14 protein-coding genes are annotated in these 13,434 nt (G+C 36.8%); 9 read left to right on the top strand and 5 right to left on the bottom strand.

What is annotated here, in order from left to right:
- Nucleotides 1-10: 10 nt before the first annotated feature.
- The 8 genes from ABI657_RS04810 to ABI657_RS04775 all read left to right on the top strand — a co-directional run bounded on the left by ABI657_RS04810 (nucleotide 11) and on the right by ABI657_RS04775 (nucleotide 7,154).
- Nucleotides 11-460: an Rrf2 family transcriptional regulator gene (locus tag ABI657_RS04810; RefSeq protein WP_348096108.1), complete on the top strand. Its 450-nt coding sequence runs from the start codon at nucleotides 11-13 to the stop codon at nucleotides 458-460.
- Nucleotides 461-613: 153 nt separating this feature from the next.
- Nucleotides 614-1,150 (top strand): DUF417 family protein, encoded by a 537-nt coding sequence (locus tag ABI657_RS04805; protein WP_348096107.1) that lies wholly within the window; start codon nucleotides 614-616, stop codon nucleotides 1,148-1,150.
- A gap of 201 nt (nucleotides 1,151-1,351) precedes the next feature.
- The gene (locus ABI657_RS04800; RefSeq protein WP_348096106.1) at nucleotides 1,352-2,008 is read left to right on the top strand and encodes a cytochrome P460 family protein; all 657 of its coding nucleotides are present in this window, start codon (nucleotides 1,352-1,354) and stop codon (nucleotides 2,006-2,008) included.
- 523 nt (nucleotides 2,009-2,531) lie between these two features.
- Entirely contained in the window at nucleotides 2,532-3,029 is a 498-nt protein-coding gene (locus ABI657_RS04795) for a peptide-methionine (S)-S-oxide reductase (protein WP_348096105.1), read from the top strand.
- A 110-nt stretch (nucleotides 3,030-3,139) separates the two neighbouring features.
- Nucleotides 3,140-3,631 (top strand): peptide-methionine (S)-S-oxide reductase MsrA, encoded by a 492-nt coding sequence (gene msrA / locus ABI657_RS04790; RefSeq protein WP_348096104.1) that lies wholly within the window; start codon nucleotides 3,140-3,142, stop codon nucleotides 3,629-3,631.
- Nucleotides 3,632-3,871: 240 nt separating this feature from the next.
- Nucleotides 3,872-4,942: a DUF2652 domain-containing protein gene (locus ABI657_RS04785; RefSeq protein WP_348096103.1), complete on the top strand. Its 1,071-nt coding sequence runs from the start codon at nucleotides 3,872-3,874 to the stop codon at nucleotides 4,940-4,942.
- 352 nt (nucleotides 4,943-5,294) lie between these two features.
- Nucleotides 5,295-6,215, top strand: a complete 921-nt coding sequence (locus tag ABI657_RS04780) for an NAD(P)H-binding protein (protein WP_348096102.1) — start codon at nucleotides 5,295-5,297, stop codon at nucleotides 6,213-6,215.
- A 12-nt stretch (nucleotides 6,216-6,227) separates the two neighbouring features.
- The gene (locus ABI657_RS04775) at nucleotides 6,228-7,154 is read left to right on the top strand and encodes a helix-turn-helix transcriptional regulator (RefSeq protein WP_348096101.1); all 927 of its coding nucleotides are present in this window, start codon (nucleotides 6,228-6,230) and stop codon (nucleotides 7,152-7,154) included.
- A gap of 242 nt (nucleotides 7,155-7,396) precedes the next feature.
- Here the strand turns inward: ABI657_RS04775 and ABI657_RS04770 are convergent, their stop codons facing one another.
- A complete protein-coding gene (locus tag ABI657_RS04770; RefSeq protein ID WP_348096100.1) occupies nucleotides 7,397-8,026 on the bottom strand; it encodes a nitroreductase family protein in 630 nt (209 codons plus the stop codon).
- Between the two features lie 99 nt (nucleotides 8,027-8,125).
- Here ABI657_RS04770 and ABI657_RS04765 point away from each other — a divergent pair, with 99 nt between their 5' ends.
- Complete coding sequence (locus ABI657_RS04765; protein WP_348096099.1) at nucleotides 8,126-8,488, top strand: helix-turn-helix domain-containing protein; 363 nt, start codon at nucleotides 8,126-8,128, stop codon at nucleotides 8,486-8,488.
- Nucleotides 8,489-8,789: 301 nt separating this feature from the next.
- Here the strand turns inward: ABI657_RS04765 and ABI657_RS04760 are convergent, their stop codons facing one another.
- From ABI657_RS04760 to ABI657_RS04745, 4 genes are all read right to left on the bottom strand, one after another.
- Nucleotides 8,790-9,710 (bottom strand): helix-turn-helix transcriptional regulator, encoded by a 921-nt coding sequence (locus ABI657_RS04760; protein ID WP_348096098.1) that lies wholly within the window; start codon nucleotides 9,708-9,710, stop codon nucleotides 8,790-8,792.
- Nucleotides 9,711-9,715: 5 nt separating this feature from the next.
- Complete coding sequence (locus ABI657_RS04755; RefSeq protein ID WP_348096097.1) at nucleotides 9,716-10,483, bottom strand: hypothetical protein; 768 nt, start codon at nucleotides 10,481-10,483, stop codon at nucleotides 9,716-9,718.
- Nucleotides 10,484-10,498: 15 nt separating this feature from the next.
- Nucleotides 10,499-11,476 (bottom strand): NAD(P)H-binding protein, encoded by a 978-nt coding sequence (locus tag ABI657_RS04750; RefSeq protein WP_348096096.1) that lies wholly within the window; start codon nucleotides 11,474-11,476, stop codon nucleotides 10,499-10,501.
- A 479-nt stretch (nucleotides 11,477-11,955) separates the two neighbouring features.
- Entirely contained in the window at nucleotides 11,956-13,248 is a 1,293-nt protein-coding gene (locus tag ABI657_RS04745) for a DASH family cryptochrome (RefSeq protein ID WP_348096095.1), read from the bottom strand.
- Nucleotides 13,249-13,434: the final 186 nt, after the last annotated feature.

Raw genomic sequence — 13,434 nt, 5'->3', positions numbered from 1 at the left:
AATAAGAACGATGAAAGCTGATGCTAAATATACCACTGCCATTCATATCTGTCTTTACCTACATTTTAGGGGAGAGGCAATCCTTTCTTCCAAAGAAATTGGGGAGAGTGTTGATACCAATCCCGTTGTAATACGACGCATAGCCACAGCATTGCGTACTGCCGGTATAATGGAGAGCGTGGCTGGAAAACAGGGCGGTTTTCATCTTATCAAAAGTGTGGAAAAGATCTCACTATGGGAAATTTATCTTGCTGTGAGCGACCGTGAGCTTTTCAATAAGCCTAAGGTAAACCCCGAGTGCCCTGTAAGTAGGAACTTATCTAAATTGGTAGATGTACATTTCAACGCGGCTGAACTTGCAATGCGCCCTGTTCTTGAGAAGCAAACTATAGGAGATCTTTATACGAAACTTAAACATATCCTTGATTCAGAAAATCAATTCGGAGATATTATCCTGTAAATAAAAACAGATTAAAGAAAAAACAAACATAAATCAGCTATTTAAATGAAACTTTAAAAGTTTTATATTGTATATTTAATTAGCCTCACAATTAAAAAAGCAAATCTTTAAATGTAACAAATAAAGTTTTATTAATTATTAAATTTAAGTATCATGAAAAATTTATCATTCGTTTACCAAGGGGCATCCTTTAAAACTGACAACATTTTCAAAACTATTTTTTCCAGTATGACTACAGATCAGCTTGCCATAGTTGGTACAATAGCTACCCGATATTCGCTGGTTGTACTGCTATTAAGCTTTGGGATTTTTAAATTTTATGCCTTTGAAGCACAGGCAATACAGCCCCTTGTCGCAAACAGTCCGTTTATGTCATGGCTGTACAATTTATTAAGTGTTGGACAGGTGTCTGCAGTAATTGGTGCTGTTGAAATTGTGATTGCTGTTCTGATAGCCATAAAGCCATGGCAGCCAAAACTCTCTGCATATGGCAGTCTTGGTGCAGTTCTTATGTTTATCACCAGTCTTTCTTTTCTGATTTCAACACCGGGAATGTGGACAATCGAGGAAGGTCTTCCTGTACCGACTGACGGAGGTTTCATCTTAAAGGATATCGTGCTTCTTGGCAGTGCAATCTGGACGGCAGCTGACGCGCTTATTGCTTACAATAAGAAAAAAGAACAGCGCTAAAAAGCCCTATCCGTACTCTTAAGGTTTTTTAACGAATCCTTTAATCATGTACTAGCGTCATTCCAGTGTTGAATCTGTTCCAATGTTTTATAATATGATTTTCCGACCAGCAGTGACCATTATGATTACCATTATTAATACAAAAATATACTTATGAAAATCAATCCAAACCAATCCGTTGTGCTGCTTTTAATGTTTAGCATGCTAACGGTCACACTCTATTCCTGTCAGGATACAAAAACTAAGAGCGGGCAAAGTGAACAAGTTAAAAATGAGACAGTTTACGCCGAATTTGATGCCGACAACAATCTGATCCGCCCCATAAACTATAGGTCATGGGTTTTTGCAGGAACAGCTACTACCCCAAAATCACATGACCCTAAAGCTGTATTTCCTGATTTCCAAAACGTTTATATAGATCCTGTTGGCTATGCATATTGGAAAAAACACGGAACATGGAAAGAAGGTACAATTCTCGTAAAAGAACTATTGCGTTCTGGCGATACGATTTCATCTGTAGGAAATGGTTTTTTCCAGGGCGCGCATTTTGAACTCGCAGCTGCTGTAAAAGATAGCAAACGTTTTCCAGATATGCACGAGGGATGGAACTATTTCGGCTATGCGGATTTCAAAAAAAATAAGTTAAATGAAAATTCACCTCCATTAGGCAACCAGTGTGCGTCATGCCATGTTCAGCATGCCATTGACGGAGACGTATTCTATCAATATTATCCTGTTATCCTTGCCGCAAAAGGCTATGGTGATGGAAATCCTGAGAATGAGAATACGCGTGAAGGCCTGGTACCGTACTATAAATATAAAAGCCCGGTGGTAAGTCCAAAACCAGTCATTAAATAACTTCTTTCAGTCGCTTGCAAAAGGTGATACACCTTTTAAGCAGTAAAACCAATCACAAATAATATTGTACAACTTATTATGAGAGCTTACGACTCACTCTATTTGGATATTTTAAAAATAGGCAGTGCTAATGTTGAAAGTGGCCTGTCTTTTGTAAGGCTTCGGGAGAAACTGGAGCAAAAGGGGTACGATTTTGGCAATTATTACATTGAGGTAGCTGTCAAGACGTGGTTTTACGATACCTTCCATCATGCCCTGAACGATCATGGACCTATAGAATACGATGAGCTGGACAGCCACCTGGAATGCAATTTCGTAATGAAGGGCGACGCCTGCCTAAAACTTGTCTCTTATAACAATTCATCGTTTAATAATACGTTGACGCTTTATTCTGTCGTCCTGGCTGGGATAGCACTTATAGCCTCAATAATAGCTATTATTGTAAGTTTGTATTATTACTAGCTAATAGCTGAGCTGAGCCAGTCCAATTAGGATAGCATCTGTCAAGCACAAAGGAAGGTCTATGGAAAATATATGTAAATTGGGTTTTGGAGGTGGCTGCCACTGGTGTACCGAAGCTATCTTTCAGTCACTCCATGGTGTAATCAAAGTGGAACAAGGATGGATTTCCTCCAGTGCTCCCTATAATGATTTCTCTGAAGGTGTTATCGTATATTTCGACAATAATATTATTTCCTATGAAGTACTTATCGAGGTACACCTGCTGACCCACAGCAGCGGCAATGAGCACAGTATGAGGACCAAGTACCGCTCGGCCCTATATTATTTTGAAGATAAGGACATCGCAGGCCTTCAGGATAGCTTGTTACGCCTTTCAATTGAAAACAAAACCCATTATATCACTAAAATATTGTCTTTGCAGGAATTTAGGCTAAATGCAGAAAATCAGCTGAACTATTACAGTAAAAACAAAGGCGGACCTTTCTGTCAGCTTTATATCACTCCAAAACTCAATTTACTGAGGAGCAGGTTTGCAGTTAGGGTCAGAGAAGATTTTTAATTGCAGCGAAGGATTTTAATCTTTGCATCATTGCAAATTAAAACAAAAGCAAAACAATGAAAATCAACGAATGATTCATTATTTTTAAAAACACATTAAAATTTAATATCATGGAAAATATACGAAAAGCATATGTGGCAGGTGGCTGTTTCTGGGGCATGGAAGACCTCTTCAGATTACGCCCGGGAGTTACGGATACGGAAGTCGGCTATTTGGGAGGGCAAAATGATAACCCAACCTACAAGAATCATCCCGGTCATGCCGAAGGTATCGAGATTACTTATGACGCAGATATTACCTCTTATAAGGAACTGCTGGATTATTTTTTCACGTTACATGACCCGACAACTGTTGACAGGCAGGGCAATGACAGAGGTGCAAGTTACCGCTCGGCATTATTTATACAAAATGAACAAGAGACAGAAGTTGCCTTGGAGGTTATAGGTATTGTCAATGATTCGGAGCGTTGGCCTTCGAAGGTCGTTACTACCCTCGAGCCATTTACAAAGTTCTGGCCAGCGGAAGAGTACCATCAGGATTACCTGATTAAGAATCCAGGAGGTTATAGTTGCCATTTTGAGCGCTTCGGAACTTACCTGTAAGTTGACACATATTTCATCTCTCTAATAGAGTTTTCATAGCACAATAATACATTAAGAAGTGGAGTTTTAGGCATAGTAAATGTTCTAGCCACATTTGGGACCGGAGGCTAAGATACTACTCTCTATGATGCTGCTTAGGCAGCGGCTTTCTTTGTGCCAAAAGACAAGCGCAGCTGTTATTATGGGCGGGACACTCGTAATCGCCTATTTCAGATAGGATATGTAAACAAAAAATTAAATATGCCAGAAGTTAAACCCTCCCTGCTTGTCATTGCAGATATCAGCGGATTTACCCGTTTTGTCAACGAGACTGAGATCAGCCATAGCCGGCATATCGTTGCAGAATTACTGGAGTCTGTGATTGCTGCTGATTCTTTACATTTGACAGTGGCTGAGATAGAAGGGGATGCCGTACTATTCTACCGATATGGACGTATGGCATCCCGCGCTGCGCTGCTGCAGCTTGCCGAGAGTTTTTTTCTGGCTTTTCATAACCACCTGTCTCGATATCGGGAGTCAAGGGTATGTCGTTGCGGGGCATGTGCCACCGCTGAAAATCTTACCATTAAAGTGATTGCTCATGCCGGTCCAATAGAACTGCTAAAAGTACGCAGATTCCGCAAGCCATTCGGCATTGAGCTCATCCGCCTGCACAGGCTGTTAAAAAATTCTATTCCGCACCAGGAGTACCTGATGCTGACATCAGAGTTCAATGCCTACAATGAATTCAAATCGACTTGCGATCCCACCTGGCTGGATACCTTCCATGATCACTCGTACTATGAAGATCTGGGAAACCTGGCCTATACGTTTCATCCGCTGTCCCCGCTACGCTCAAAATTACAGCCTCCTAAACATCTAAATAAACCATTAGTCATGGCTGATCCTGTTGTGCGCGAGAAATTGCTGAACCATACTGCAGAAAAGCTTCATAAACTTCTTATCAATATTTCACTGCTTCCCGATTGGGATCAAGAAGTAAAGAAGGTGCTTTCCATAACAGAGCAACTCAACCGGGTTGGCACAAGGCATGTCTGCGTTCTTGATTCCCACAATCTTAAAATTGAAACTGTATCTAACCCCTGGCCGGATAAGATAGTCTATGCCCAGCAAATACGCAACGCGAAGGTTGTCCGCAAAATGCTCTATTACATTATTCTGGAATCTAGAGGTAATGATACCCATATTCGTGTAGAAGTACATTATTCACACTTTCCACTTATTGGTGGGTGGATTAATAATTGGGTACGTAAAAAAGCAGGCCTGCATGCTGAAAATATGCTTCGCTCGCTTAAGGCGTATAACTTTTAATTGCATCATTAAACTAATCACGTAAAAAATTACATTATGGAAATGGATTAACAGCCCATGGAACCGGTAAGACATGGAAGTATACCTGGGTTGTTGAAATTATTGCTGTTAAAGAATGCTTTAGATTTCAGTACAATTAGTGGTTCATGCCTACGGTGGCGGCAATGAGGAAAGGATATTGGTTTGCGATAAATTCCTAGATAAATAGAAAAACAAACCATATTTAAAGTACTATTGGCATTTTCATTCATTGATTTTATATCGCTACTAGATTTTGGCTACAACAAGACCGTTTTTGGCTACAGTTGCTTTTACATATAAGATGACCTTTACAATCTTAAACCACTATATTATGAAAAATGTTTTAGTTATCGGTGCATCAGGATTTGTAGGGAGTTATTTAACGAGACAATTATTAGCTGACAGCTTTAAAGTGCGGTGCCTGGCGCGAAGTCCTGATAAAATTAAATATCTTGCTGATGAGGGTTGCGAGATCATTAAAGGGGATATCTCAGATTTTAAATCTATTAATCAGGCTCTGGTGTCAATTGATACCGTTTATATCTGCATTCACACCCTTGCCCCCCAGCATGGCGATACTTCAGGAAAGGAATTTATGGACATAGAGTTAAATGGCTTGCAAAATATAGTCCAAGCTTGTAAAGCGCATGGAGTAAATCGGATTATCTATTTGACATCATTAGGTATTTCAGAAGCTAACAAGGACGCATGGACATCAGGAAGATGGAAAACGCAACAGTTTTTATTGAATAGCGGACTTGATGTAACAGTCATACAGCCAGGCATGATTGTCGGCATCGGCGGACAAGGATTTAATATGGTATTGGCAAACGCCCAAAAAAGCGTATCTTTTGTTCTTGGAAATGGACGAAATAAATTTCGATGTATTGCTATTGATGATCTTACCTACTATCTTGCTGGAGTACAAGATAAACCACAGGCGTATGGAAAATGTTATGAGGTGGGCAGTGATGATGTACTTACCTCGGACCAGCTAATTGATATGGCTGCAGATGTACTCGGTCGCACGCACCCCTCAAAAATTCATATTCCATTTGCATTGCTGCGTTTTTTTGCACCACTTATACAGGTAATTTCCAAGTCGCCAAAGGGAGCAATTAAAGGAGTACTTGATGGATTAGGCTCCGATATGGTAGGAAACCCTTCAGACATACGCCAATTATTAAGCCGTCCTACACTTTCTTATAAACAAAGTGTTGAACGCGCGCTCAAAATATATTTTAAAAACTAAGTTAATTATCCGATGGAAAGAAGAAATCCTTATCAGATTAAATCAATCAATGAGTTTCACAAGCTGCTAAACCTAGATAACCCTGAGCATCCATTGATCAGTGTAATTGAGATAAAGCCTTTTAAACAGATTCCGGTAAATCTGCCGGAATCAATTGTTTACGGATTTTACAGTATAGCACTAAAGAAGAATTTTAAGGGGTCTGTAAAATTTAAATATGGCCAGCAGGAATATGATTTTGACAATGGTGTCTTAAGTTTTATGGCACCCGGCCAGATATCCAGTTTAAATCCTGAAAAATACAGCAGTGCTGAACAGTCGGGCTGGATGCTCCTTATTCATCCTGATTTGCTTTGGAATACTTCGCTGACCCAAAAAATAAGAAAATTTGATTTTTTTGGTTATTCCGTGAACGAAGCATTGTTTCTTTCAGATAAAGAAGAATTGATACTGACTCAAATTATTCAAAATATTCAGCGAGAATATTATAATAATATGGATAAGTTCAGTCATGATATTATAATAACGCAGATTGAATCCCTTCTTAGTTATTCCGAAAGGTTTTATCAGCGTCAATTTATGACACGGAGAATCACTAACCACCAAATAGCAGACCGTCTTAATGAATTGCTTACAGACTATTTTGACGGATTGGATAATACGCAAAAAGGCCTTCCTTCAGTTAGTTATCTTGCCGAGCAGCTTCATGTCTCTTCCGATTACTTGGGCGGAATGCTAAAATCTATGACGGGATTAACCACACAACAGCACATACATGAAAAACTAATTGAAAAAGCAAAGGAAATGCTGTCGATTACAAACTACTCGGTTAGTGAAATAGCATTTCAATTAGGTTTTGAGCACTCTCAATCTTTTAGTAAATTATTTAAAAGCAAGACCAATCAATCCCCTTTAGCATTCCGACACTCTTTTAATTAAGGTTATTTACGGGATAATTATTTTAAATAACTATTACTCTTAAGGTTCAATTTATAATAAGCTATCAGCATGTTCTGGTCTCTGAAATAGAATTGCAAGATTCTGAATTTCAATTTATAAAAAACTCCAAAGCAAGTAGCTTTGGAGTTTTTGGAAGTTTTTTGAGTGTAAGAGTTCAATAGAACAATTGATATCTGTTTTGGAATTTTTTGAAAACTATAAAAATGATGAATATTTTGGTATTAATCTATCCTGCTCGAAAATTCATTAATTGGCAAACGGACTTTTAGTGCAGAAGCGAGATAATCATTAGAAGCATCTCGATATCCTAAAGAAATAATCACAGAAGCATGAAGACCTTTTTCTGACAAGGCTAAAACATCATCAAATACGTTCGGATCAAATCCTTCCATAGGAGTAGCATCTACTTTAAGTTCAGCAGCTGCGATTAAGGCAGTTCCTAACCCAATATAGGCTTGTTTACTAGACCAGACTGCGTTTTGCTCGGGACTTTGGGTGGAAAAAAAAGAAGTCAGAAGATCTCTATAGTCATTGAGAGCTCCGTTTCCCAAATTCCGTTGTTCTTCCATCATGGCCACATAATCTGCTATGTATTCGTTGGTTATTTTGTTAAATGCAGCAAAAACCAGCAAATGAGAAGAAGCCTGGATCTGTATATTGAATGACCCCTCCGCTAATTTTTGTCGTATTTCAGGATTTTTCACCACAATCAGGCGATAAGGCTGTATCCCGCAGGAAGAAGCGGTGAGGTTGATGGCTTCGATAATCTGGTCAATCTTATCTTCACTGACCAATTCTTCAGAGTATTTCTTAACAGCGTAGCGCCATTGTAAATTTTTGATTAATTCCATTTTTTATATATTTTAATTGCAAAGCTACAATTGATATATGTACATTTGTCACTAAGTGACAAAAAGTTATAGTGACAAATAGGTAACCACGTAAATGATATGGAACAGAACTTCGACCCAATAAAAGATTGCAGCCATAAAATATTGGCCATTAGTGATACGATGGACATTTTAAATGGAAAATGGAAAATGTCTATCATTGCTTGTTTGTGCTATAAGCCGATGCGTTATTCCGAACTACTGAAAGAGGTTAAGGGCATTTCCGGAAAAGTGCTTAGCCGCGAATTGAAAGATCTGGAAATAAATGAATTGATTGAGCGTATAGTTTTAAGTACCGCGCCTGTTGCGGTAGAATACAGGATTACACAATACGGTGAATCGCTTAAAGAACTTACCAATACAATCGCTGAATGGGGATTTATTCACAGGCAGCGTATTATCTCAGGAATGAAAAAGGAATGAGTCAGAATTTTATCAATCTTAAGATTTTTTTCTTTTGTGTTTGCTTCAAATTATTGAATTTTAATTAGTTAAATGGATGTTTGCTAAGCTTACTGGTTGATATTTATGATTCATAAAGGGCGATTTTTTTTAAATCCCAAATAGATAATAATAAACAATAATTTGAGGTTCGATATCCCCTTCAGGGTGGTTAAAAGAATGTCAAATTGAAAAAAGGAATTTTGATGTAAAAGTCAATTTTGGGCATACCATTGTAGATAAGTCGCCGTTAAGGGTGCAGCTGATATTGTTACGAGTATTTTTAGTTAAAAGATTGTCTAAACTCCAAAGGTGAAAGATTAGTTTTCTTTTTAAATAAATTACCGAATGTCTGCGGATATTCAAAGCCTAATTGATAGGCAATTTCACTCATTGACAAGTTTGTAGTCGATAGTTTTTCTTTTGCTTTGTCTATTAATTTATCCTGAATATGTTCCTGCGTACTTTTACCTGTTAATACTTTGAGCAGGCCACTTAAATAATTTGGCGAAACAGCTAATTTTTCTGCAATAAATTGTACAGTCGGTATTCCCTTTGTAAGCAAATCATCGTTGTTGAAATAGTCAATAAGAATATCTTCCAAACGATTTAAAATTTGATGGTTTATTTTTTTTCGTGTAAGGAACTGACGGTTGTAAAAACGGTCAGCGTAAGTTAAGAGCGTTTCAATTTGCGTAATTATTATGGTTTCGCTAAATTTATCAAGGTTGGCATGGTATTCTAGCTCTATATTTTGAATCAGGTTTTCAACAATGGTTTCTTCTTTTTCTGAAAGATGCAACGCTTCATTTACCCAATACCTAAAGTAATCGTACTGTACAATATTTTTTGCTAAGGCTGTATTCCATAAAAAGTCCGGGTGTATAAGCAGCATCCACCCTGTACTTGTAAAATCATCATCGGCATCAAATGAAAAAACTTGATTTGGAGCAATAAAAAATAAAATACCTTCATTAAAATCATAGGGTTCCTGACCATATAAATAATTGATATTTCCTGTGAAATTTCTTTTTAAGGAAACCATATAAAAATCAAATACAACGCTAATTTTTTTATCACTTGTAACCGGCTTAAAATTATCCAGGCTAATTAGGCTAATTAATGGGTGTTGTGGTTTCGGTATGCCTAAAATACTATGGTATTCAATGATTGTTTTAATTCTATAAGGTGTAGTTTTTTCCATAATATTTATCTAATAAACGGTTTTCCCTGAAAGGCCTGAAATAAAGTGAAGGTAACAAAAACAAAATAGAGCAAGCTGATTAAATAAACATCTCTTTTAGTGTTTGCTAAAATAAAAGTAAGCAATGGAATGATTTGTAAGGCATGCATTCCAAAAAAATGTGCCACTCTCAAATCACCATAATTTTTACTCCAATTTAAAACCGGTATACCTGGTGTATTATCTTCTGCACCAACGGTATGTTTAAAAAGCTTTATCATTACAAATCCCTGCAACATAAATAGGACCATCATTATTAAGCTTAATTTAAAAGCCAAAATCATTTCATCACTTGCATCAAATTGGCTTTGAGTAAAAAATAATGTGATAATAAAAATAGTATGAATTAAGACTACAATCAATGACAATCCCATTAACGCAAAAATAACTCTATCGAATGGTGTATCTATATTATAATGTGATTTTTTGCCACGAGATGCCTGCACAGTAATGAGCAGCAATTCAATAGAAGAAAATATAATAAAGCTCCAACAATAATTTGTTACTTGTCTTTGATTGTCTAAATACACAACATACAAAGCCATCGTAAATGCAAAAACGCCGAATGAAATAAAAAATTTGAAAGGCTTAGTCCAGGCATTTAGTCCTGTAACTTGGAGGCTGCTATATTTGCTAAGGATCAAGCAAATACAGCCTGCAGCAAGACAAAGTATGGAGTAGCTAAACAATAGCTCGTTTTTGGTTTTAAAATATTCAAAAAAGTTATTCAGCATTTTACTATTTTTAATTTATTGTTGATTGTATTTGATGGCAAATTCTTTTGCAAATTCTTCAAACTTTACCCTGCCCAGATTTGGTATATTTTTGTAATAATCCTCAAAAAGTAATCCGCTGTGCATGCTTGCATTCATTTCAGTAATGTCCTGAGCTAAAGTTGAAGGTATTCCAAACTGTTTTAAAGCACTCAGCATTTGTTTATCGCTTATTGTTTCCCATTTTAAATATGGTTTTCCAATTGCTTTTCCCAATATAGATGCTATTTCCTGACATGTTAAAACCTCACTTGCCACATAACGCACTTTTCTGACAGAGCCTGAAGCGGTTATTTCTTCTTCAATAGACGAAGCAATATCAGTAGGAGAAACCCAGGGCATTTTGTCTTTAGCACCATAATTTGACATAATCAGTCCTTTTTTTCCTTGAAAAAAGCCCTTTAAACCGTAATGTTTAATAGTCAATATTTTTCCGATAAAACTATCCAAAAAGCCTTTGCCTTGTATGGATTCTAAAAAATCGTATAAATTGTAGTAGAATCCCACAGGTCGCATAGTAGTAACAATGACATCATCAGGAAGTTCTTTAAAAACTTTTTCTGCTATAAAATGAAAAGCAAGAAGTCCGTTTCCAAATTCTAAATGAGCACCAATACTGCTTAAATGAATCACACGTTTTATTCCTGCCTGTTCAATAGCTTTACTGTAATTTTTGGCAAGCCTAAACGCTTCAGCTCTTGCGTCTAGATCAGGATCTTCTTTGAATTTGAAGGGAGGCAACATACAATAAACCACATCAGCACCTTGAAAAGTATGGGTTAAAAAATCTACATCTTCAATTGAGCCAATAGCAGAAATTGCTCCCAAATCCTCGATGTCCTTTTGTTTTGCAGGGTTGCTGCTGATAACTGTAACTAAATGACCTTTTTGCACTAACGCAATAGCAAGAGGCTTGCTGATATGTCCAAGTGAACCTGTAATAATAATTTTCATTTTTTCTATATTTATTTGTAATACAAAGATGTGCAACATACAAGGAACAGGTTTAACGAAATCTACTATTGTTTTATGAAAATGTAAGGTGTTGTTTTTTAATTGTCAAATTTTTTTCTATGATTACAGATTAAGGTTCTGTCGTATTTGGGAATACCTTTTATCTTTGCCTTTTTTAAATTCTTAAACTTATGAATGCGAAAGTGCATTGCTATCCAAAGACTATTACACTGCAGTGGTGTATTTTAAGCTTAGGTTTACATTAAGCTATAGGGATATTGATGAGATCATGAAAATGCGTGGAGTTCATGTTGATTGTGATACGATCCAACTCTGGGTTTATAAGTTTCTCTGGTATATAGAAGTCTGGTACAATAGAAAACTTTTACATCACTACAGGACATTTTTGATTAAAAATTAGGAATGGAAATACATCTTTATGAAATGTTTAGTAATCAAATGCAAAGTTTGCGTTACTATTAATCTTTTAACCATAAATTTCTAAAGACTTTGTTTTTATCATAATCTTTTGCCTGTCTTTCAATATTGAAATAACGACTGCCTCTGGGATCATTCCCTACTCCGGCCAAATAAGCCCAATTGCCCCAGTTGCTGCACACATCATAATCTATGAGCTGCTGCTCGAAGTAAGCAGCACCATAGCGCCAGTCTAGTGCCAGATCGTTACACAGATAGCTTGCTGCATTCTGGCGTCCGCGATTGCTCATAAAGCCAGTTAATCTGAGTTCGATCATATTGGCGTCAATAAAATCTACACCTGTTTTTCCTTCAATCCAGTTTTGGAGCTTCTGAAAATCTATTTTTGCAACTGCTGAATCGGTATTTTTAAGTCCGTTTTTCTGAAAAAAACTGTTGCGATATTTTTTCATCATAAATCTAAAGTAATCGCGCCAAAGCAATTCAAATACTAGCCAATAGGTCGATTCATTGGCAGTATAAAGGGATTCATATCTTTTAAGTTCCTGATAAATAAACCTTGGAGAAATACATCCCAAGGCAAGCCAGGAAGAAAACTTCGAAGAATAATCAGGACCTGTCATTCCGTTGCGGGTGTCTTTGTAGGTTAAAACTGACTGTGATTCAAAAAAATAATAATTTAGCCTCTTTAAGGCCTGCGATTCTCCTCCAATAAACCCAAAAGCTGCTCTTGAGTCCAAGCTTATTTCGTTTAAGCCAAGCTGCCGGAGATTTGGCAGATCAAGTTCAGGAATTTCAGGCGACTTTATATTTTCCGGTTTTTCATATGCAATGCGTACTGTAGAATCTCTTTCGGTTTTTTTTCTGAAATCAGTAAATACATCCGGTATATTTTTTATTGAAAAAGGCAGGTCCTCTGCATGGTACAAAGTACTGGTGCTAAAGGTTAAAAATTCACATTGAAGCTTCCAAAGCTCAGACTGAACTAAATTTTCAGTACACTTTTCTTCGAAAGCAACTTCCCGTTTTGCATACACTTTAGCAGCTTTGTAGTGTTTCACTACTTTTGGAATTTCAATTTCAGGCTTTCCTTTTAAAATAAGCAATCCTGATCCTAATGCTCTTAAATTAGTATCCAAATCAATTAAGGATTCCATAAGAAATTGGGCCCTGAAATCGCCTGTTTTTTTAAATCCATAGGCTGTTACTGCAAAATCTGAATCGTCGAAACAATAAACAGGAATAACACTTTCATTTTGTGAAACTGCTTTTAATAATGCTTCATTATCTGTTATTCGTAAATCTGTTTTAAACCAAACTACCACTGTTTTCATAAGTTATTTATATTTTTTAAATAATAATCAGCCTGTTTCAATATTGCAGCTTGTCTTCGGGCTTCATTTTATGCCATACTTTATACATCATTCCAATTCTTGGATTTTGTACCAGCTTTTCTTCCCGCTTCTCATAAAATTCCAATACAGGCTGTTAAAAGGACATGCTCTATCTCCTGTTTTTTT

The sequence above is a fragment of the Flavobacterium sp. genome, from assembly GCF_039930565.1.
Taxonomy (GTDB): Bacteria; Bacteroidota; Bacteroidia; order Flavobacteriales; family Flavobacteriaceae; genus Flavobacterium.
The sequence above is the reverse complement of the archived record's forward strand: the minus strand, read 5'-3'. Positions and strand labels throughout refer to the sequence as shown.